This is a genomic window from Micromonospora acroterricola (assembly GCF_003172955.1).
GTDB lineage: Bacteria > Actinomycetota > Actinomycetes > Mycobacteriales > Micromonosporaceae > Micromonospora > Micromonospora acroterricola.
Genome location: NZ_QGKR01000085.1, coordinates 1 through 21,043 on the forward strand (window position 1 = coordinate 1; position 21,043 = coordinate 21,043).

General features: G+C 74.0%; 19 protein-coding genes and 1 pseudogene. 7 read left to right on the forward strand and 13 right to left on the reverse strand.

Features of this window, described 5'->3' with window-relative positions:
* Nucleotides 1-100: 100 nt before the first annotated feature.
* The 3 genes from DKT68_RS01565 to DKT68_RS01575 all read right to left on the reverse strand — a co-directional run bounded on the left by DKT68_RS01565 (nt 101) and on the right by DKT68_RS01575 (nt 1,640).
* Nucleotides 101-589, reverse strand: coding sequence for a rhodanese-like domain-containing protein (locus DKT68_RS01565; protein ID WP_109815649.1), 489 nt, complete (start codon nt 587-589; stop codon nt 101-103).
* 109 nt (nt 590-698) lie between these two features.
* Nucleotides 699-1,154 carry a cysteine dioxygenase gene (locus tag DKT68_RS01570; RefSeq protein ID WP_109815650.1) on the reverse strand — a complete coding sequence of 152 codons (456 nt, stop codon included), beginning with the start codon at nt 1,152-1,154 and terminating at the stop codon, nt 699-701.
* A gap of 108 nt (nt 1,155-1,262) precedes the next feature.
* Entirely contained in the window at nt 1,263-1,640 is a 378-nt protein-coding gene (locus tag DKT68_RS01575; RefSeq protein WP_109815651.1) for a cupin domain-containing protein, read from the reverse strand.
* Between the two features lie 160 nt (nt 1,641-1,800).
* Between DKT68_RS01575 and DKT68_RS01580 the strand changes: the two genes are divergently transcribed.
* Both DKT68_RS01580 and DKT68_RS01585 read left to right on the forward strand, forming a co-directional pair.
* Nucleotides 1,801-2,148: an ankyrin repeat domain-containing protein gene (locus tag DKT68_RS01580; protein ID WP_407940683.1), complete on the forward strand. Its 348-nt coding sequence runs from the start codon at nt 1,801-1,803 to the stop codon at nt 2,146-2,148.
* A 32-nt stretch (nt 2,149-2,180) separates the two neighbouring features.
* Nucleotides 2,181-3,137: a DUF3500 domain-containing protein gene (locus tag DKT68_RS01585; protein ID WP_201748854.1), complete on the forward strand. Its 957-nt coding sequence runs from the start codon at nt 2,181-2,183 to the stop codon at nt 3,135-3,137.
* 125 nt (nt 3,138-3,262) lie between these two features.
* On the opposite strand, the gene DKT68_RS01590 is transcribed toward DKT68_RS01585, so the two are convergent.
* The 8 genes and pseudogenes from DKT68_RS01590 to DKT68_RS01620 form a co-directional block, all read right to left on the reverse strand.
* The gene (locus DKT68_RS01590; RefSeq protein WP_109815654.1) at nt 3,263-4,063 is read right to left on the reverse strand and encodes a class I SAM-dependent methyltransferase; all 801 of its coding nucleotides are present in this window, start codon (nt 4,061-4,063) and stop codon (nt 3,263-3,265) included.
* 40 nt (nt 4,064-4,103) lie between these two features.
* Complete coding sequence (locus tag DKT68_RS01595) at nt 4,104-4,607, reverse strand: DUF2231 domain-containing protein (RefSeq protein WP_109815655.1); 504 nt, start codon at nt 4,605-4,607, stop codon at nt 4,104-4,106.
* Nucleotides 4,608-4,857: 250 nt separating this feature from the next.
* On the reverse strand, nt 4,858-5,598 hold the full coding sequence (locus DKT68_RS01600; RefSeq protein WP_109815656.1) for a GAF and ANTAR domain-containing protein: 741 nt from the start codon (nt 5,596-5,598) through the stop codon (nt 4,858-4,860).
* A gap of 203 nt (nt 5,599-5,801) precedes the next feature.
* Complete coding sequence (secA2, locus tag DKT68_RS01605) at nt 5,802-8,093, reverse strand: accessory Sec system translocase SecA2 (protein ID WP_109815657.1); 2,292 nt, start codon at nt 8,091-8,093, stop codon at nt 5,802-5,804.
* An 86-nt stretch (nt 8,094-8,179) separates the two neighbouring features.
* Entirely contained in the window at nt 8,180-8,584 is a 405-nt protein-coding gene (locus DKT68_RS31715) for an ATP-binding cassette domain-containing protein (RefSeq protein ID WP_330848921.1), read from the reverse strand.
* A gap of 94 nt (nt 8,585-8,678) precedes the next feature.
* Nucleotides 8,679-9,956, reverse strand: a pseudogene (locus DKT68_RS01610) (ABC transporter ATP-binding protein); the annotation flags it as partial.
* Between the two features lie 19 nt (nt 9,957-9,975).
* Entirely contained in the window at nt 9,976-11,064 is a 1,089-nt protein-coding gene (locus tag DKT68_RS01615; RefSeq protein WP_109815658.1) for a zinc-dependent alcohol dehydrogenase, read from the reverse strand.
* Nucleotides 11,057-12,067, reverse strand: a complete 1,011-nt coding sequence (locus tag DKT68_RS01620) for a Gfo/Idh/MocA family protein (protein ID WP_109815659.1) — start codon at nt 12,065-12,067, stop codon at nt 11,057-11,059. The genes DKT68_RS01615 and DKT68_RS01620 overlap by 8 nt, the downstream gene beginning before the upstream one ends.
* A 229-nt stretch (nt 12,068-12,296) precedes the next feature.
* On the opposite strand from DKT68_RS01620, the gene DKT68_RS01625 reads away from it, so the two are divergent.
* The 5 genes from DKT68_RS01625 (at nt 12,297) to ctaD (ending at nt 17,999) form a co-directional block, all read left to right on the forward strand.
* Nucleotides 12,297-13,280: a glucosyl-3-phosphoglycerate synthase gene (locus tag DKT68_RS01625; RefSeq protein ID WP_236646672.1), complete on the forward strand. Its 984-nt coding sequence runs from the start codon at nt 12,297-12,299 to the stop codon at nt 13,278-13,280.
* A 46-nt stretch (nt 13,281-13,326) separates the two neighbouring features.
* Entirely contained in the window at nt 13,327-14,484 is a 1,158-nt protein-coding gene (locus DKT68_RS01630; protein WP_109815661.1) for a glycosyltransferase, read from the forward strand.
* 98 nt (nt 14,485-14,582) lie between these two features.
* Nucleotides 14,583-15,029 carry a DUF4383 domain-containing protein gene (locus tag DKT68_RS01635; RefSeq protein ID WP_236646673.1) on the forward strand — a complete coding sequence of 149 codons (447 nt, stop codon included), beginning with the start codon at nt 14,583-14,585 and terminating at the stop codon, nt 15,027-15,029.
* 126 nt (nt 15,030-15,155) lie between these two features.
* Nucleotides 15,156-15,884 (forward strand): STAS domain-containing protein, encoded by a 729-nt coding sequence (locus DKT68_RS01640; protein ID WP_109815663.1) that lies wholly within the window; start codon nt 15,156-15,158, stop codon nt 15,882-15,884.
* A gap of 123 nt (nt 15,885-16,007) precedes the next feature.
* Nucleotides 16,008-17,999, forward strand: coding sequence for an aa3-type cytochrome oxidase subunit I (gene ctaD, locus DKT68_RS01645; protein ID WP_109815664.1), 1,992 nt, complete (start codon nt 16,008-16,010; stop codon nt 17,997-17,999).
* Nucleotides 18,000-18,076: 77 nt separating this feature from the next.
* On the opposite strand, the gene DKT68_RS01650 is transcribed toward ctaD, so the two are convergent.
* Both DKT68_RS01650 and DKT68_RS01655 read right to left on the reverse strand, forming a co-directional pair.
* Nucleotides 18,077-19,213 carry a SigB/SigF/SigG family RNA polymerase sigma factor gene (locus DKT68_RS01650; protein WP_109815665.1) on the reverse strand — a complete coding sequence of 379 codons (1,137 nt, stop codon included), beginning with the start codon at nt 19,211-19,213 and terminating at the stop codon, nt 18,077-18,079.
* A 222-nt stretch (nt 19,214-19,435) separates the two neighbouring features.
* The gene (locus DKT68_RS01655; RefSeq protein ID WP_109815666.1) at nt 19,436-20,848 is read right to left on the reverse strand and encodes a hypothetical protein; all 1,413 of its coding nucleotides are present in this window, start codon (nt 20,846-20,848) and stop codon (nt 19,436-19,438) included.
* Between the last annotated feature and the right edge of the window lie 195 nt (nt 20,849-21,043).

Below are 21,043 nucleotides of genomic sequence, written 5' to 3' on the forward strand. Positions count from 1 at the left end.
GGCGAGCCGGTCGACGCCGACGGCGCGTGGGGATGGCGACGACGGACATGGTGCCTCCTGGGATGGCGGTACGCCCGCCACGCGCGGTGCGGCGTGGCGGTCAGCGGCGCGCCGGGCCGGCGGTGACCGGGGACGCGAGGGGGAACGCGCGGTGCAGTGGGGTCGGGCCGAGAGCCGGCAGGCCGGCGATCCGCCAGGCGGCGAAGCCACCGGCCACGTCGGTGGCCCGGTGCAGGCCGATGTCCTGGAGCGCGGCCGCGGCCAACGACGACGTGTAGCCCTCCTGGCAGAGGATCACCACCGGTACGTCGTAGTCGACGGCCTGCGGCAGCCGGGCGGCGCAGCGCGGGTCGAAGCGCCACTCCAGCACGTTGCGCTCGACCGCGAGTGAGCCCGGCACGACGCCGTGCGCGGCCCGCTGGGCGGCCGGGCGGATGTCGACCAGCAGCGCCCCGGCCCGGTACGCCAGGTGCGCCCGCTCCGGGTCCAGCCGGTCGAGCCGGGCGCGCGCGGCGGCCAGTATCTCGTCGATGCCCCGGGAGCCCGGCGGCGGCACGGGGGCCGGACAGCGCTCGGCGGTTACCTGCATTCTCGGTTCCTTCCGCTGGTGGGGAGTGGGGCGCGGCTGGTCGGTGTGGGTCGTGGCCGGACGGTGTGGGTCGCGCAGCTGGTCGGTGTCGGTCGCGGCTGCTCGGTCGTCACCAGGAGCGGCCGGCCTCGGCGACCTCGGCGACCCGCAGCCGCCCGTCGGCGAGGAGGTAGCGGGTCATCCGGACCAGCGCCGGCCGGTAGACGTGCACGCTGACCGCCGGCTCCGCGCCCCGGTTGGTCACCACGTGGACGTGTCGGGGGCCGAAGCGACGACCGGCGCCGGCGGCCAGCGGGCGGGGACGCAACCGGCCACTGACGACGGTCTCCTCGGTGAGCGTGCCGGCGACCACCCGGAACGCCCCGGCGGAACCGCCGTGGTCGTGCAGGTCGGTGCCCTGCCCGGGCAGCCAGCTCAGCGCCCACACCTCGTGGTCGTCAGCCGTCGCGAGTCGGGCGTACCAGCGCTCGGCGGGGTCGTAGCGCAGCGCCACCGGCCAGGTGGCCGGGTCGACCCAGCGGGCGGCGACGGCGAGCAGGTCGGGCTCCGGGCGGTGGTGGTTCATGGCGATCCTCGCGGTCGTTCGGCGGGTGCCCCCGTACTCTAGCCGTCAGAGCCTATAGGTTTAGTAGGTAATTCCAGATGTCGGGACGCCGGTCGGAAACGACGTCACTCAGCGCAGGATCGGCGGGTCCACCCGGTAGCCCGGCAACGACGGCCACCGCACGGTGAGCACCACCGAGGCGCACTCGGCGTACCAGGAGTGGTCCACCCCGCGGGCCCACACGACGTAGTCCCCCGGCGCGGCCAACCGCACCGTCCGGTCCGGCAGCTCCACCCGGAACCGCCCCTCGACCAGCACGAGCAGGGTGGTCCGCCGCTCCCCCGTCGCCCACCGCGAGCGCGCCTCCCCGGGCGGGTGCACACCCCACTTCACCTCGACGTCGGTGCTGTGTCGGATCTCCCCCGGCGGCGCGAAGTGCCCGAGCAGCCAGCCCCCGTTGCCGACACCGTCGACCCCCGCGTTGCCCACGTACACCGTCTCGCCCATCGGACCCTCCCCAGCGCGCCGGCCGAGCAACCTATCAGGGTGGCGGCGCACCGCACGGCGGCTGGGACCTGCGCGGGCCAACCAGGACTTCTGAAAAACGCCCTATCCTGGACCGGTGACCGAGGACCTCGACGCCGAGACCCTGGCGTTCGCGCACCGGATGTTCGACCTGGCCCGGGCGGGCTCCACCGAGGAACTGGCCGCCCAGCTCGACGCCGGCCTGCCCGTCAACCTGACCAACGACAAGGGCGACACGCTGCTGATCCTGGCCGCGTACCACGCCCACCCGGACACGGTCGCCGCCCTGCTGGCCCGCGGCGCGGACCACTCCCGTGCCAACGACCGGGGCCAGACCGCGCTGGCAGCGGCGGTCTTCCGCAGCAGCACCGAGGCCGTCCGCGCGCTGCTCGCCGCCGGCGCCGACCCCGCGCACGGCAATCCGTCCGCGGCGGAGACCGCGCAGTTCTTCGACCTGCCGGAGATGACGGCGCTGCTGCGGGCCGGCTGACGCGGGCCCCACCGGGCCGGTATACAGGGTCGGTGGAAGATCCCCTGCCCGAGCAGATGCGCGCCGCCGGCAGCGCGCTGCTGGCCGCGCTCGACCCGGCGGCCCGCGACCGCGCCGTCCACCCGTTCGACGACGAGGCGGCCCGACGGTGGCTGGAGTACCGGCCCCGGCCCCGCCCCGGCGCCTGCCTCGCCGACCTGGACCTCGCCGGGCGCAAGGCCGCGCACCGGCTGCTGGCCACCGCGCTGAGCCCATCGGCGTACGCGCAGGCGATGGCGATCGTGGCGCTGGAGGAGGTGCTGGACCGGGCCGAGGACTGGCAGCGGGGGCGGCACAGCGGCGACTACTGGGTCGCGGTGTTCGGCGACCCGGCGCGCGACGACCGCTGGGCGTGGCGGCTGGAGGGGCACCACCTGTCGGTGAGCATGACCGTGGTGGACGACCAGGTCTCCCCCGCACCGATCTTCTTCGGCGCCAACCCGGCTGCCGTCCGGTACGCCGGCCGCCCGGTCTCCCGGCCGCTCGGCCCCGAGGAGGACCTGGCACGCGCCCTGCTCGACGCGTTGGGCCCGACCGAGCGAAGCGCCGCGATCATCACCGACGAGGCGCCGGCGGACATCATCAGCGCCACCCGTGGGCGGGTCGACGGCCCGTTGGAGCCGCTCGGCGTGCCGTCGTCCCGGCTGGGGCCGACCGGCCGGGCGCTGCTCGACCAGGTGGTCGCGCTCTACCTGGACCGGCTGCCGCCGGAGCTGGCCATCCGGGAAGCCCGCCGACTCGACGGCGGCGAGCTGCACTTCGCCTGGGCCGGTCCCACCCGCTCCGGCCAGCGACACTACTACCGCGTGCAGGGCGACGACCTGCTGATCGAGTACGACAACACGACCGCCGACGGCAACCACGCGCACACCGTGCTGCGCCGCCCCGCCAGCGACTTCGGCGCCGACGTCCTGGCGAGCCACCACCAGTCCCATCCCCACGCGCACTGATTCGGTCGTGAGGTCGACGGCAGCGGACCGGCGACGGACCCGCGGCCGGGTGGTCGAGTGGCCCGGTGGGCCGGTGGTCGCCTGGGCTGGTGGCGCGGTCGCCCGCGTCATTGGGCGCCGGCTGGTCAGGGCTTGGTGGTTTCGATGAGGAAGCGTTGGGCGTGGGCCAGGAAGGGGCCTTCGGTCGTGATGCGGTGGTGCAGGGCGAGCAGCTGGGGGCGGTAGCGGTCCACGGTGAACCCGGGCACCGTCCAGACCACCTTGCGCAGGAACCAGACCACCGCGCCGACGTCGTGGAAGACCGCCCGCAGCGTGGCCCGCCGCAGGTCGACAACGGTGAGCCCGGCGGCCCGGGCGGCGGTCACCGCCTCCTCGGGATGCCGCTGAGCCGGCGGCGGCAGCGGGCCGAGCATCGCCTCACTGAGTTCCCGCATTGTGCCCGCCCCGATCTGCTGGGACAGGAACGTCCCGCCCGGACGCAGCACCCGGGCGGTCTCCGCCCAGTCGGTGCGCACCGGGTGCCGGCTGACCACCAGCTCGAAGGACGCGTCCCGGAACGGCAGCGGCGCGTCCGAGGTCACCGCCACCACCGTCGCGCCGACCCGGCGCAGGGTGCGCCGGGCGACCACGACGTTGGGCGGCCAGCCCTCGGTGGCCGTCAACAGCCGCGGTGGCCGGGGCACCTCGGCGAGCACCTCGCCGCCGCCGGTGTCCACGTCGAGCGCCGCGTCGGCGTGCGCCATCCGCTTGGCGACCAACCCGGCGTACCCCCAGGGTGGGCGTTCCTCGGTCGCCCGGCCGGCCAGCCAGTCGAAGCCCCAGCCGTCGACCGGCGCGGCGGCCGCCTCCGCGATCAGATCCTCGACGTCCCGCTCGGTGTCCACGCCGGCCAGCCTCGCCGGCCGCCCCCAACGCTGGCAACGCATTTGCCGCCGGACTGTCTCGCCCGCGGCCGGATTGCTGCCCTCAGGGGCGAGGGCGGACGACCTCGACGGTGGAGCCTGCCACGCCGCCGAGCACATCGAACGTGCCGGCCTCGGTGCGGCGGCGCCGATCGAACTGGCGCATCAGCCGGGCGCCCAGGTGCACCCCGACCCCGCCGACGGCCAGCGCGACCAGCTCGGTGATCAGGATCGCGACTGACGCGCCGCGCTGCGGGGAGTGGGCCCGGATCAGGCAGGAGACCAGGAACATGCCGGCCATCGCGGCGTTCACGAGGTTGAACGCGACGGCGGTGCGGCGCGTCTGGTCACCCGGTACGTCCCACAGGTCGACCATGCCGGCGATCGCGGTCATCGCAGCGGCGAACAGGGCGGCGACGCCGGTCCAGTAGCCGACCTCGCCCAGGAAGGCCGGCCCACCGATGACGTCGGTGAGGTCGAAGACGGTGGCGCTGACGAAGAGCCCGAGCGGGAACGTCACCAACATGGGTTGGATGGGGTGCCCCTGCACCCGCAGCCGGCTCTGCATCGGTCCTCCCCCGGTCGGCGCAGCTCACCATTACCAGAGTGCTACCCGAGCCCCTCCGCAGCGAAACAACGCCGCCCGACTCGCCGCCGAAGGGGAGAACGGGCACCCCGGCCCGCACGCCGTCAGGCCGGGCGGAGCGGTTTGACGCCGACCGGGCCGCCCCGGCTCGTGATCGACTCGTGTCCCCGGAAAACCGGGTCGTCCCCGCCCTCCCGACACATTGACATCAAGGAAGGCGGCGCCGGTCCCGTCAGGTGTCGCGGTGGCGGGAGACGGTTCGGACCAGCCGCGCGGCCACCTCGCGGAGCGGGATGTCCAGCGAGGAGGAGGCCGTGCGCAGCACGTCCAGGGCCTCGGCCGGCGGGCACCCGCGCTGCGTCATGATCACGCCGACGGCCTGTCCCACCACCCCCTCGTGCAGTAGTGAGGCGTCCCGCTCGCCGGCGAGCGCGAGTTGCCGGCTCCGGTCGCGGACGGCGGCCAGCAGCAGGCCGGCGTGTTCGGCGAGCAGCATCGCGGTGAGCTGGTGTTGCGGGGTGAGCAGGTCCGGCCCGGCGGCGTACAGGTTGATCGCTCCGATCACCTGGTCGTCGATGTCCACCGGCGCGGAGATCACCCCGCGCACCCCGAGGTCGCGGGCGCGCGGTGTCCAGGCGGGCCAGCGTGACTCGCTGGCCAGGTCGACCGCGAGGATCATCTCCCGGCGCTGGATCGCGCTCATCGCCGGCGAGTCGGGCCCGTGCCGCAGGTCGTCCAGGCCGGCCAGCCGCTCGTCGGAGGCGGCCACCCCGGCCGGCTCGCCGGCGCGCAGGGCGGTGAACCCGCACCAGCGCACGCCGGCCACCGCGTCCCGGGTGACCGTGACCAGCGCTGCCAGCGCCTCATCGAAATCGGTCAGCCCGATGAGGCTGGCGGTCAGCTCCCGCAGCAGCGCGGCAGTCTCCAGCACACCGAGGCTCTCCACCACCGGTTCCCGCGTGTCCAGGTTCACCGGTCCACAGCCTCCGTACGCTCACGCGCGTGCCCGGTGGACATCGTCACCTGTGTCATCGTCTGCTCTCTCCCGGCTTGAGCGACCCGGCTTGACCGACCCGCCCTACTACCCTCGCAAACCGGGGTCGAAACGGCTAAATCGGGGCCCCTGCGGCGCGTTGACCGCACGACAGGGGCCCCGGAAGCCGCAGCTTCGGCGTGTCAGCGAGCGGCGCCGCTGAGCCGCCGGCCGATCGAGGCGATCAGCCGGTCCAGCTCGGAGCCGAACGGGTTGTCGTGCACCAGGTAGGTCCACGTCGCGGTCGGGCGGACGAGGGTGCCGTCATCGGGCTGCCAGTCCTCGTCGAACTCGGTCTCGGCGAAGGTGGCGAGGGTGCGCGCCTCGATCTCGGGGACCAGGTTGTTGAACGCGGGCACCGCGGCACGGTGGAACTCGTCCAGCGGGTCGAGCCGGCCCAGCGCCCGCAGGTGGACGCCCTCGCGGACCTCGGACAGCTCGGCCAGGTGCTCGGCCCAGAGGCGGTCCACGTGGTAGAGCGCGATGGACCGGGCCGCCCGGGCGAGCAGGTCCTCGTCCATCTCGCCGGCCTTCTCGGGCATCTTGTCCAGCAGCATCAGCGCGGCGATGTCGCTGGTCAGCAGCCGCTCGCGGCGCTCGGCGAGCGCCTTGCGCTGCTGCTCGATCACCACGCTGTAGCGCCAGGTGTTGCGGTGGATCTCGTGGTTGACACCCTCGGCGACCCGCTGGGCGTGCTCCACGGCGTAGGTGACCTGCTCGTCGGTGACCAGGCCGTCCGCGTTCATGCGTGGCGACGGCGGCACCGAGTCGGCGGCGTGGCGGACGATCAGGTCGTCCTCCAGGCTGACGAAGAAGACCGAGCCGCCCGGGTCGCCCTGCCGGCCGGCCCGGCCGCGCAGCTGGTCGTCCACCCGGCGGCTGTCGTGCCGGCCGCTGCCGATCACGTAGAGGCCACCCAGGTCGGCCACCCGCTCCCGGTCGGCCTGGTCGCTGCCGCCGAGGCGGATGTCCACGCCCCGGCCTGCCATCTGCGTGGAGACGGTCACCGCGCCGTACGCGCCGGCCTCGGCGATGATCGCCGCTTCCTCGTCGTCGTTCTTGGCGTTCAGCACCACGCAGGGCACCCCGGCGGCGTTCAGCCCGGCAGCCAGCCCCTCGGACTCCTTGACGTCCAGGGTGCCGACCAGGACCGGCCGCCCCGCCTCGTGGCAGCGCCCGATCTCGTCGATCAGCGCCTCGTCCTTCTCGGCCCGCGTGGCGTAGATCCGGTCCGGCTCGTCCGCACGGACGCACGGGGTGTTCGGGGGGATCACCGCCACCTCGAGGCCGAAGAACTCCCGCAGCTGGTCGCCGACCAGCACCGCGGTGGCGGTCATCCCGCAGACCTTCGGGTAGAGCGCGATGTACGCCTGCATGGCGATGGTGCCCAGCACCTCGCCCTCGGCGGTGGCGTCCAGGCCCTCCTTGGCCTCGACCGCGGCCTGGAGCCCGTCGGGCCAGCGGCGGCGCTGGGCCACGCGGCCGCGCATCTCGTCGACCAGCTCGACCGAGCCGTCCCGGACGATGTAGTCCACGTCACGGTGCAGCAGGGCGTGCGCGTGCAGCGCCACGTTGACCGCGGAGAGCTGCGCGACGTGCTCCTCGTCGTACAGGTCGATGCCGAGCTTGGCCTCGACGGCGGCCAGGCCGGCGGCGGTGAACGCCACGCTGCGCCCCTCCTCGGCGACCGTGTAGTGCTTGCCGTTGCGCAGGCCACGGACCAGCGCGGCGGCGGCGTGCACCGGGTCCTGCTCGCCCGGCACCGCGCCGGCGAGGACCATCGGCACCCGGGCCTCGTCGATCATGATCGAGTCGGCCTCGTCGACGATCGCGGTGGCGAGCGGCGGCTGCACCCGGTCGGCCACGTCGGTGACGAGCTGGTCGCGCAGGTAGTCGAAGCCGGCCTCGCTGACCGAGACGTAGGTGACGTCGCAGGCGTACGCGTCGCGCCGCTCCTGCGGGGTGGAGGCCTCGTTGACCCAGCCGACGCTGAGGCCGAGCAGGGTGTAGACGGGCTCCATCCACTGGGCGTCGCGGCGGGCCAGGTAGTCGTTGATGGTGAGCACGTGCACCGGCCCGTTTCCGAGCCGGACGTGCCCGTACGCGGCGATCGTGGCGGTCAGGGTCTTGCCCTCACCGGTGGCCATCTCGGCGACCTTGCCGGAGAGCAGCGCCATCGCGCCGAGCAGCTGCACGTCGTACGGCCGCTGGTCGAGGCCACGGCGGGCGGCCTCGCGGCCGATCGCGCAGATCTCCTCGTAGCCGGCCGCCGTGCCGGCGGCCTCGGTCAGCTCGGCGTCGTCCAGCGCGGCGAGGTCATCCTCGCGCGCCTCGATCGCCGACAGCAGCTTCTCCAGCGGAGCAAGATCCACGGTCGACCCCGGGCGCTGGAGGAACCGCTGGAACTTGCTCTTGAACCGTTGCGACACACCCATGAGCGGCAACGGTACGCGACTCGGCCGAGCTTTTGCGGCCCGGTTGCCCGGCCACCCGCCGGCATGTCGGCGCGAACGCCGGGGGGTCAGCCGACCAGCAGCTGGTGGGTGGCCAGCTCCCGGTAGAGCGGGTCGGTGGCGGTCAGCTCGGCGTGGGTGCCGGTGGCCACCACCCGGCCGCCGTCGAGGACGACGATCTGGTCGGCGTCGACCACGGTGGCGAGCCGGTGCGCCACGATCAACAAGGTCCGGCGGACGGCCACCGCGTCGATGGCGCGGCGCAGCGCGACCTCGTTGCGCGCGTCGAGGTTGCTGGTCGGCTCGTCGAGCAGCAGCACCGGCGGGCCGGCCAGCAGCGCCCGCGCGATGGCCAGCCGCTGCCGCTCGCCCCCGGAGAGCAACACCCCACCCTCCCCGACCTGGACCTCCAGACCCAGCGGGGAGCGGTCGGCCAGGTGGGCGAGGTTGACCTTGTCGAGGACCTCGTGCAGCCGGTCCTCCGTGGCGTCGGGTGGTGATGAGCAGGTTCTCCCGCAGCGTGCCGGCCAGCACGGGGGCCTCCTGCTCGACGTAGCCGAGCCGGGCCCGCAGCGCGTCGCGCGGCAGCTCCCGCACGTCGCTGCCGTCCAGCCGAACGGCGCCGGCGCTCACCTCGTAGAAGCGCTCGACCAGGGCCAGCAGGGTCGACTTGCCGGCGCCGGAGGGGCCGACGAGGGCGGTGCGGGTGCCGGCTGGCACCGCGAAGCTGACGTCGTGCAGCACCGCCGGGCCGCCCGGGTAGCCGAACCCCACCCGGTCGAACTCGATCATCGGGGCCGGGCGGCGCGGGGTCGCGGTGGTGACGGACGCCAGCGGCCGGTCCGCCGCGCCCTCCGCCGGCACGGCCAGGATCTCCTCGATCCGTTGCAGCGCGCCCAGGCCGGTCTGCAACTGGGTGTACGCGCGCAGCACCTGGGCCAGCGGCAGGGCCAGGAAGAACAGGTACATGACGAAGGCGACCAGATCCCCGACGGTGATCGCGCCGGCGGCCACCCGGGCCCCGCCGATGCCGAGCACCAGCAGGAAGGCGCCCTGCACGGTGACCGAGCCGATGGGCCCGACCACCGCCTGCACCCGCGCCACCCGCAGCCCCGCCGCGTACGCCTCGCGGGCGCTGCCGGTGACGATCTCCGTCTCCCGGGTCTCGGCCCGGCTGGCCCGGATCGTCCGGGCCGCCGAGATCGCCCGCTCCACCGCCGAGGTCATCTCGCCGATCCGCTCCTGGGCGGCACGGGCCAACGCTCGCACCCGCCGGGCGAAGGTCGCCGCGAAGCCGAGCCCCAACCCCACCCCGAGCAGGGTGACGCCGAACAGCAGCGGGTCGAGCAGCACCATCGCCGTGCCGGCGCCGAGCACCATCACCGCCCCGGTGACCGTCTCGAAGAGGCCGGAGGTGACCACCGCCCGCAGCAGGGTGGTGTCCGAGCCCACCCGGGAGAGCAGGTCGCCGGTGCGGCGGCGGTCGTACTCGGCGATGGGCAGCCGCAGCAGGTGCCCGGCCAGCCGGCGGCGGGTGCCCAGCACCAGCCCCTCGGCGGTGCGCTGGAGGAGGTAGTCGCGCAGCCCGCCGATCGCCGCGCCGAGCACCACCAGCGCCACCAGCACCGCCACCAGATCGGCCACCCCGCCGCCGGCGCCCACCCGGTCGAGCACCGACCGGGTGAGCAGCGGCTGGGCCAGCGACGCCGCCGCGCCGGCCAGCGACAGCACGCCCACCACGGCGAGGGTGCCGCGGTGCTCACGCAGGTACGGCAGCAGGGCGGCGAGGCCGACCGGACGGCTTCCAGGGGTGCTCACTCCGGGAACGGTAGCCCCCCGCGTCACCCGGCGAGCGCGCTCCGGGTCAGCCGGTCAGCACCACCTGAAGCTCCTGGCGGCGGCGTTCGGCCAGGTCGGTGAGCAGGGTGGGCGCCTCGTCGAACGGCGCCACTGCCGAGACCAGGTGCTTGCGGATGAGGTCGCCGTCCGCCCGGAGCAGGTCGATGGTCTCGGCGGAGAGCCGCTCGCGGTCCCAGGTGGGCGCGAGCCCGCGCGGCACCCGGCCGATCTGGGCGCAGCGAAGGGAGAGCCCGTTGTGGTGGAACTCCTCCCCGAGCCGAACCGCGTCGGCGCCGCCCTGGTAGAAGGCGAGGTCGATCACCGTGCCCTGCGGCCGCAGCAGCCGCAGCGCGAGCTGCAACGCCCACGCCTGCCCCCGGCACTGGAACACCACGTCGGCGCCCCGGTCGCCGGCGGTGTGCGCCCAGCGGGTCTTCAGCACCATTGCCGGGTCGTCCGTGTCCGGGTCGAGGGTCTCCAGGCCGAGCGCCTCGGCCACCTGCCGGCGCTGCCGGGTGGGATCGAGCACGACCACCGAGGCCGCGCCGTGCCGCCGGGCGAGGAGCGCCGTCAGCAGACCCACGACCCCGGCGCCGACGACCGCGACCCGCCGCCCGCGTACCCCGTCGCCGAGCGAACGGACGTCGGCGCCGTGCAGGTCGGCGGCGGCGTGCAGCAGGCCGTTGGCGCAGATCGGGCCCATGTGCGCGACGTAGACGCCGAGCAGCGGGTCGAGGTCGTCGGGGAGCGGGACGAAGCGCTCGGCGAGCGGGTCGGCCACCCAGCCGGTGCGGTGCCCGTAGGTCATCGCGCCGACCGTGCCCACCGCGATCGCCGCGGTCTCGCTCTCCACCACCCGGCCGACCTGCATGTAGCCCAGCCGGGTCACCGGGTACGGGGTGCTCGCCTCGCCCGGCTGGAACAGGCCCAGGTCGGCGTTCCAGGTGACGTGCAGGTAGGGGTTGGTGCCCTTGACGTAGCTCAGCTCGGTGCCGGCGGAGACGCCGCTGAACAGCGTCTCGACCCGGAACGTGCCGGGGCGCAGCGGCGCGGCGTCCTGCTCCACCAGCTCCACCCGGCCGGGGCCGGAGACCACCACGACCCGGTCACGCATCGACGGTCACCCCGCTGGCGATCACGGCCGGGGCGGAGGTCGTGACGAGTCGCACGGTCTCGCCGGTGCGGGCCGAGTCGGCCACCGCGAGGGCCAGTCGCTGGGTGCCCAGCGCCTCGGCGTACGGGACGCGCACATCGTCGCCGATGCCGCGTACCGCGTCGATGAAGGCGCGGTCCACCGCCACGCGGGCGGCGTCCGGGTCGGCCGGGACGTGTCGCTCGCCGTCGGCGTCGCGGATCAGCAGGCCGTCCTCGGCGATCGACAGGGCCAGCCCGTCGGCGAGGATCTCCAACCCGGCCCGGTGCTTCCAGCCGAGCACGCAGGCGGCGCTGAGGGTGCCGACCGCGCCGTTGGCGAAACGCAGCGTGGCGGTCGTCACCGAGTCGATGTCGGCGCCGTCCACCGGCGGCGGGGTGCCGTTGCCGTACGCGGTGACCTCGGTGACCTCGCCGACCAGGGCGCGGATCAGGTCCAGCACGTGCGCGGCCTGCTCGACCACCGGGCCGCCGGAGCGGTCCCTGCGCGACCACCAGGCGACCGGCGGCACCTTGTCCAGCCACGCGCCGCTGACCATCCGCACCGGACGGTCGGCGAGCAGCTCGCGGGCCTGGTCGAGCACACTCAGGTAACGCCAGTGGTGACCGACGGCGGTGCGCAACCCGCGCCGCGCGACCAGGTCGGCGATCCGCTCGGCGGTGACCAGGTCGACCGCGACCGGCTTCTCCACGAACATCGGCACCCCGGCGTCGATCACCGTCTCCTCGGCCGGGCCGTGCGCGAACGGTGGCACGCAGATGTACACCGCGTCCGGACCGGCGGCCAGCAGCTCGGCGACGTCGCCGTACGCCCGTCCGCCGGACTGCGCGGCCAGCGCCGACGCCGCCTCCGGTGCCACGTCGGTCACGCCGATCAGCTCGACGTCACCGAACCCGGCCAGCACGCGGGCATGCCGCTGTGCCACTCCGCCGGCGCCCACCAGACCCACCCGGCATCCACGCATACGACAACCTTTCCGAGAACGTTTTCCACTTCGTGGGAGCAGTCCCCCGGCGTGAGCGCAATCAAACGTTCATGCCCCGGGAACGCGGTCTCGTCACCTCTGTGATCAAGCTGTTTCTCTGTAGGCGGTTAGCGCGTGGTGGGGAGTGGGAACAACCAATCCTGGTTTTTTCCGCCCACGAATCGGAGGGGTGCCCGTGCGGGATACGACATCGAGCGTGTCACCGGTGGTGGAGGCGTGGGCCACGTACCGGACGACGTCGGCGGCGGACTGGCCGGCACGCCGGCTGTTGCGCGCCAAGGGCGAGAGCCGGGTCAGCGTGGTGCTGCCGGCGCGCAACGAGGAGGCCACTGTCGGTGCGATCGTGTCGACCATCCGGGAGCACCTGATGGACCGGGTCGCCCTGGTCGACGAGCTGATCGTGGTGGACTCGCGGTCGACCGACCGCACCGCGCAGGTGGCCCGGGCCGCCGGCGCGGAGGTGGTCAGCCAGGACGCGATGACCCGGGGGCTGCCCCGGCTCAGCGGCAAGGGCGACGCGCTCTGGGCGGGTCTGGCCGCCGCCGAGGGGGACGTGGTGGCGTTCATCGACGCCGACCTGCGGGAGTTCCGGCCGCACTTCGTGAGCGGGCTGCTCGGCCCGCTGCTGACCGACCCGTCCGTCGATTTCGTGAAGGGTTTCTACCACCGGCCCCTGGTGGGCGCCGCCAGCGTCGAGCAGGACGGCGGCGGCCGGGTGACCGAGTTGATGGCCCGCCCGCTGCTCAACCTCTTCTGGCCCGAGCTGGCCGGCTTCGTGCAGCCACTCGCCGGCGAGTACGCCGGCCGGCGCGAGGTGCTGGCCCAGGTGCCGTTCGTCTCCGGGTACGGGGTGGAGACGGCGATGCTGATCGACCTGCTCGATCTGGTCGGCCTGGACGCGCTGGCGCAGGTCGACCTCGGCGAGCGCAAGCACCGGCACCAGGACACGGCGGCGCTCGGCCGGATGTCCGCGCAGATCATGCTGACCGCCTGGTCCCGCCTGCAGCGGCGCGGCTGGGCGGCCCCCGGCACCGCGCCGAGCGCGCTGCTGACCCAGTTCCGCCGGGGTGGCTCCGACGCACTGCCGAACCTCGACCGCGAGATCGTGGTCAGCGACGTGTCGATCGAGGAGCGCCCGCCGCTGGCCGAGCTGCGCCACCGGGTGCCCCGCCGACGGGTGGCCGCGGCGTGAACGCCCGCGCGCTCACCCCGGGCGCCACAGGAAAGGGCGTGCTCCGATGACCCTCACCGTGCTGATGAACGCCGGCCCCTGGCTGTCCGTGCCGCCACCCGGCTACGGCGGCATCGAGAACATCATCGCCACGCTGGTGCCGGAGCTGCGGCGCCTCGGCGTACGGGTGGTGCTCGCCTCGGTGGACAGCAGCACCCTGCCGGTGGACGAGAAGATGTCCGTCTTTGCCGACGGGCAGTTCGCCGCGTTGCAGCGGCCGTACAACCAGGTCTGCGGGATCGCTCAGGCGCACCTGGCCGGGGTGGTGCGTGAGCTGCACGCCCGCGACGACATCGACCTCGTGCACGACCACGTGGAGGCGGTCGGCCTGGCCACCCTCGCCGCCATGGGGCCGGCCGGCCCGCCGGCCCTGCACACCCTGCACTGGGACCTGGCCAAGCACCCCGCGCTCTACGGCAGCCTGGACGGCGGCGCGCGGGTCCGCGTCAACGGTGTGTCCGCGTCCCAGCTGGCCCGGGCCCCACAGGCCCTGCGGGAGCACTCGGTGGGGCACGTGCACCTGTCCACTCCCCTCGCCGTGGACGCCGACCGGCGGCCCCGCCCGGAGAAGGGCGAGCACCTGTTGATCCTGGGCCGGATCAACCCGGGCAAGGGGCAGGACGTGGGCGCCCGGCTCGCCCACAAGGTCGGCTTCCCGCTGGTGCTCGCCGGCCCGGTCGGCCCGTACCACCGCCCGGCCGAGCTGGCGGCGGCCGGCGACGAGGCCCGGCAGAACCCGGATGTGCGGTTCTTCCTCGACGAGGTGGCGCCGCACGTCGACGGTGACCTGGTCCGCTGGGTCGGCACCGTGGCCGGGCAGGAGCGCGACGACCTGCTCGCCAGCGCCCGCGCGTCGCTGTTCCCGCTGCGCTGGGAGGAGCCGGGTGGCACCGCGGTGGTCGAGTCGCTCGCCCTGGGCACGCCGGTGGTGGCGACGGGCCGGGGCTGCCTGCCGGAGCTGATCGAGCACGGCCGCACCGGGCTGCTCACCGCCGACGAGGAGGAGCTGGGCGAGCTGGTGCTGGCGGCCGACCTGCTCGACCCCGACGAGTGCCGTCGGGTGGCCGCGCAGCGGTTCACGCCGGCCGTGATGGCCGAGCGCTACGTCGAGCTGTACCAGCGGGTCCGCCAGCTGGCCGGCGCGCCGCGCCTGCAACCGGTCTGACCCTCCCCCGTGCCGCTAGCGGGTTTGCCGTCGGCGGCGACGGGTAGCCGGCAGCGCTCACGCCCCTGCGCAGCGAGGAGTCGGTGATGGTCGGACCGATGGCCCACTCCCGGGCCCGGGCCAACCCGGCCGACGGCAGGCCCCCGGTACGCCGCGCCGCCGCGACGGTGGCGGTGCTGTTCGTGCTGGTCGGCGTACTGGGTTTCGTGCCGGGGATCACCAGCGGCACGTCCGACCTGCGGTTCGCCGGTCACGGCTCGGGCGCGTTCCTGTTCGGCACGTTCCAGGTGTCGGTGCTGCACAACCTGGTGCACCTGCTGTTCGGTGTGGTCGGGCTGGCGCTGGCCCGTACGGTCACCGGCGCCCGGGCGTTCCTCGTCGGCGGTGGCGCCGTGTATCTGGTGCTCTGGCTCTACGGGCTGGCGGTGGACCACGACAGCGGGGGAAACGTGCTGCCGGTCAACGACGCCGACGGCTGGCTGCACCTCGGCCTCGGCGTCGGCATGATCGCGCTGGGCGTGCTGACCGGGCGGACTCGTCGCTGAGCGGGCGGGCTCGCTGACCCGGCACGGCGTCCGTGACCTGCCTCGCCCGGCACGTCGGTCCGGTTTGACCCGGCTCGGCCCGGGGTAGTTCGCAGGTCCCGACGGACCAGCGAATCGAGGGTCACGATGTCCAGCCGGATCACGTGCGAGGTGGGCGCCACGGCACCGGTGGCGGTCGTCCGGCTCGCCGGTGAGCTGGACCTGAACACCATGCGCTCGGTGCACCACGCGCTGGAGGAGGCGCTGGCCGGGGAGCCGGACGCGCTGGTGGTCGACCTCGACGGAGTCACCGTCCGGGACCGGCTGGCGCTGTCCGTCTTCGCGGCGACGGCCCGACGGGCCGAGGAGTGGCCGGCCGTGCCGGTGGTGCTCTGCGCCCCACGACCGACCGCCGCCCGCTGGCTCGCGGAGTCGACCACCTGCCGGGTGGTCCCGGTGCGCCCCGACTGCGCGGAGGCGACCCGGGCGGCGGGTGCGGCGAGCGCACCACGGCTGCGCGCCCGGCTGGAGCCGGTGGCCGAGGCCTGCCGGCGGGCCCGGGAGCTGGTCGTCGACGCGTGCGCCCGGTGGAACCTGCCCGAGGTGGCCGGCCCGGCGTCGGTGGTGCTCAGCGAGCTGGTCGGCAACGTCGTCCGGCACGCCGGCACACCGATGCAGGTGACGGTGACCCTGCGCCGGCCGTACCTGCACCTGGCCGTGGTGGACGGCAGCCAGGAGGCGGCACAGCCTGCCGGGTTGGACCTGCGCGCCGAGGGCGGGCGCGGGTTGCTGCTGGTCCGGGAGCTGACCCAGCGGTGGGGCAGCGTGCCGGCCGGCCGGGGCAAGGCCGTCTGGGCGATGTTGCCCGCGGCCTGACCGTTCGAGCTGGTTCCGCCGGTACCGGCGATCTGGCCGGAATTACCGGTGTCGCCTGGTTTCATGGTCAGAGGGACGGGTAGGAACGCCTGTCCTTTCTGTCGTCATGACGGGGTGAGCTGCATGCCCAAACGGGTAACCACGGAACCTGGTCGCGATCGCGGCCCGGCGATCCTGGCACCGGCCCGGTTCGGGGGCTTCCCCGGGCCACGGCGCACGCCGGTCCCGGGCAACTCTCTGATCAAGTTCCTCGCCACCACCGACCACAAGCAGATCGGGCTGCTGTATCTGCTCACCTCGTTCGGCTTCTTCGTGCTGGCCGGGCTGGAGGCGATGCTGATCCGGGGTGAGCTGGCCCGGCCGGGGCTGCAGTTCCTCTCCTCCGAGCAGTACAACCAGCTCTTCACCTCGCACGGCGCGGTGATGCTGCTGCTGTTCGCCACCCCGGCGGCCTTCGGGTTCGGCAACTTCATCGTGCCGATCCAGATCGGCGCGCCGGACGTGTCGTTCCCCCGGCTCAACGCGCTGGCCTACTGGCTGTACCTGTTCGGCGGCCTGATGGTGGTCGGTGGCTTCCTGACCCCGCAGGGCTCGGCGGACTTCGGCTGGACCGCGTACACGCCACTGAGCAGCGTCGAGCACTCCCCCGGTGTGGGCGCGAACATGTGGGTCATCGGCCTGGTCGTCTCCGGGCTGGGCACCATCCTCGGCGCCGTCAACCTGATCACCACGATCCTCACCCTGCGCGCGCCCGGCATGACGATGTTCCGGATGCCGATCTTCACCTGGAACATGCTGTTCACCAGTGTGCTGGTGATCCTGGTGTTCCCGTTGCTGGCGGCGGCGCTGCTGGCCCTGTCGGCGGACCGCCTGCTCAACGCGCACGTGTTCGACCCGGCGACCGGTGGGCCGATGCTCTGGCAGCACCTGTTCTGGTTCTTCGGTCACCCCGAGGTGTACATCATCGCGCTGCCGTTCTTCGGCATCATCACCGAGATCATCCCGGTCTTCGCCCGCAAGCCGATCTTCGGCTACACCGGCCTGGTGCTGGCCACCATCTCGATCACCGTGCTGTCCATGACGGTCTGGGCGCACCACATGTTCGCCACCGGCCAGGTGCTGCTGCCGTTCTTCAGCATCCTCAGCTACCTCATCGCGGTGCCCACCGGCGTGAAGTTCTTCAACTGGATCGGCACCATGTGGAAGGGCCAGCTCACCTTCGAGACGCCGATGCTGTTCGCCATCGGCTTCCTGGTCACGTTCCTGCTCGGCGGGCTGACCGGCGTGCTGCTGGCCAGCCCCCCGGCGGACTTCCACACCCACGACACCTACTTCGTGGTGGCGCACTTCCACTACGTGGTCTTCGGCACCGTGGTCTTCGCGCTCTTCGGCGGCTACTACTTCTGGTGGCCGAAGATGACCGGGCGGATGCTCGACGAGCGGCTCGGCAAGGCGCACTTCTGGACGATGTTCATCGGCTTCCACGGCACCTTCCTGGTGCACCACTGGCTGGGCAACGAGGGCATGCCCCGGCGGTACGCCGACTACCTGCCGACCGACGGCTTCACCACGCTCAACACGGTCTCCACGATCTTCGCGTTCATCCTGGGCCTGTCCACGCTGTTCTTCATCTACAACGCGTGGAAGTCCTGGCGGTACGGGGCGATGGTGACGGTGGACGACCCGTGGGGCTTCGGCAACTCGCTGGAGTGGGCGACCACCTGTCCCCCGCCCCTGCGCAACTTCGACCGCATGCCCCGGATCCGCTCCGAACGTCCGGCCTTCGACCTGAAGTACGGCCCGCTGGTCGCCGACCTGGGCCGGGATCTGCCGCAGCGCACCACCAAGCCGCCCCAGCAGTTCACCGAGGAGCTGCGGACGGAGCACCACGTGCCGGAGTCGCCGGCCGCCGAGGGCGCGCACGGCGCCCCCGAGGCGAGCGAGTACCAGCCGGCGCCGCAGTCCGGCGCCCGGCCGGTGGACGTGCCGGATCCCGAGGGCGTGCGTCGGCCGAGCTTCGAGGAGAGCGACGCGCCGCAGGACAGCACCGACGCGCCGAAACCACATGAGCGCTGGCGCCACCCGCACAGCAAGGGCGACACCGAGGACAACTGACGCGGGTACGCGACGCGGGGCCGGCACCTGACGGTGCCGGCCCCGCGTCGTCGACGGCCCGAATCGGGCCGTCGGGCTCACTCCCGGGCTGGCGCCAGGCCGGCGGCGGTGAGCGAACGGCGTACCGCCGGCTGCACCCGGGTCAGCCGCAGGGGCACGCCCGTCCGGGCAGCCGCGTCCCGCCCGGCCATCAGCGCGGCGATCCCGCCGGCGTCGAAGCCGCCCGCCCCGACGAGGTCGACGACCACCTCGCTCGGCTGGCCGGTCACCGCCTCCAGCATCGCCCGGCGCAGCTGGTCCGCGCCGTCCCGGTCGACCTCGCCGCCGACCTCGACGACCACCCGGTCGCCGTTCTGCTTCACCGAGATCCGGGTCTTGCCCGGGTCCGGCTCGGCGGCGCCGTTCTGCCAGGGCGGCGGCGCGTCGGCGAGCATGGCCTGTCGGAGCCAGGTGAGGGCCCGCGACAGCAGCCGGGAGACGTGCATCTGTGAGATGCCGAACCGGGCGGCGATCTCGGCCTGGGTCTGGTTGCCGTAGAAGCGCATGGCCAGGATCCGGCGCTCCCGCCAGGGCAGGCGATGCAGCAGCCCGCTCACGGTCACCCGGTCGTCGACCGATTCCAGCGCGTGGTCCGATTCGCCGACCAGGTCGCCGAACTCCGCGGAGCTCTCACCGCCCACCGGGGCGTTGAGTGAGGCGGGGCTGTAGCCGGCGGCCGACTCCAGCGCCGCGAGGATCTCCTCCTCCGGGGTCTCCAGCCGCCGGGACAGCTCCGCGACGGTGGGCGCCCGGGACAGCTCGCTGGTCAGCGCGGCGGTGGCCTGGCCGACCTCCAGGATCAGGTCGCGCAGCCGGCGGGGCACGTGCACACCCCAGGTCCGGTCGCGGAAGTGCCGCTTGATCTCGCCGACGATCGTGATCGCGGCGTACGCGGTGAACGAGCCCCGTTCCGGGTCGTACCGGTCGACGGCGTTGACCAGGCCGAGGCGGGCCACCTGCTCCAGGTCCTCCAACGGCTCCCCGCGCCCCCGGTAGCGGCGGGCCAGGCGGCCGGCGAACGGCAGCGCGAAGCGGACCAGATCGTCGCGTGCCTCCTGCCGCCGCTCGGGCGGCAGGCCCTCGATCCGGGCCGCGTACGCCAGCGCTGCCGCGTCGAGGTCCTCCAGACCTCGATCGGTGGGTGGTGGTGTGGTCGTGCTCGTCTGTCCGAACATCCGCGCCTCCCTCAGGAAGGTCCCCCGCCCGGATCGGGAAACCGGTCGTGCGCGTGGTCGAGCCACGCACCGGGCCGGAAAGTGGGTCAGTGACTGGGATGCCAGCGGGCGACACCGCCTCTGCGCAGCGCAATCAGGCCGTCGCAGTCAGCGATGTTCCCGCTCCGTAGGTACTCAATCACGGGACCCGGGGTTCGCGAGGATGTTTCGGCGTGCTCCGCCTCAGGAGACCAGCAACCCCTGGTGGCCGCCGCTGTCCCGGAGCACGGACAGCGCCTCGGTGACCCCCAGCGGGGGCGGCACGGGCAGGTCGTACGGCTGGGCGCGCAGCACCTCGGTGGCCCGGCGGGTGGGCACCGAGGTGACCGGGTAGCCCCGGGCGGCGGTCCGGTCCAGGGCCCGACGGCGCCGGCCGAACCCGGCCACGGCCAGCCACTGCGGCAGCCCGGCGAGGGCGGGCGAGCGCAGCCCGGGCGGTTCGGGCAGCACGTCCACCGAGCTGTACGCCTCGCTGCCGGCCAGCCACCACTCGGCCTCGTCGACGCTGCGGCGGGTGGCGTTCTCGCACCAGTACGGCACCAGCCCCGCCCGCACCACCTGCCACGGATCGAGCAACCGGCCGCACTCCACCACCAACCGGTCACCGGTCTTGCCGGCGCCGCGCAGCCAGCGCCGGTACAGGTCGGCCACCCCCGCGCTCAGCGCCGCCGGGCGGGGCACCAGCACCCGGTGCAGCGGGTGTTCCCGGCGGGCCGCCCAGTCCCGCGCGGCCAGCTCGAAGCCCGGGTCCATGCCGTGCTCGGCGTCGCCGGACGGGACGGACATCTCCGGCGACTCCCACCGGGCGGCGTCCCCGCCGACGGAGCGCAGCACCTGGCGCAGGGCGTGGCTGTCCGGGTGGAAGTCCACCGGGTCCAGCCCGCTGCCGGGGCAGCCGACCTGGAAGCTGTGCCCCGGGCCGCGCTCCAGGACCGGCCAGGTCCGCGCGTCGCGGACCAGCAGCACCGGGGCGCCGGCGGTCAGCCGGTCGGCCAGGAACTGCGCGTACGCCGCCGGCAGGGCCCGCCAGCGGGCGGCCAGCGCCACGGTCACCCCGGTCAGGGATCCACGGCTGGCCGGGCAGTGCACCTGGCGCAGGTGCAGGTCGGGGTTGCCGGCGATCAGCCGGGCGGCGAGCGCCTCCCCGTGCTCCAGGGCCGCTCCCGGGCGGTCCACCGCGCCACCGGTCCAGTGCAGGGTCATCTCGAATCCGGCTGGCAGCCACGGCACGCCGAGGGCCACCGCGAGGTGTGCCGCCGCGCCGTGCGGCGAGCCGATCAGCACCCCCGGGTAGCGCTGGCGGGGGTACTGGTCGACGAACCAGCGGGCCACCCGGGCGGCGTCCACCTCCTCGACCTGGGCCATCGTGAGGGCGACCCGTCCGGCGGCCCGGGTGACCGCGGCGCGGCGGACGGGTTCCGGGGCGCCGGGGAACCGCGACACCGGCCCGGTGTGCCCGAGGTCGGCGCAGTCCAGCCCACGCAGGGCGCGGGCGGTGGCGGCGACCAGCACCCGGGCCGAGCTGCCCGCGGCCACGACCCGGTCGCCGGCCAGACCGGCGCCCTGGGCCGTGAGCCCCTCGTGCACCTTGTGCACCGGCCCCACCTTGCCTCGTTCGCTCACCACGCGGCCCGGCTTCCCGTCCCGATGGGGTTCAAACGGGGCATCCCCCACCCGGCGGCATCAATCCCCTGGTCGGCGGGGTCTGCCGGTCATCACCGGCGTTCGACGACGATCGGTGGTGGGCGGCGGCGAGGGGCCACCCGGGGGCGATCGGACCGCGTACGGCGG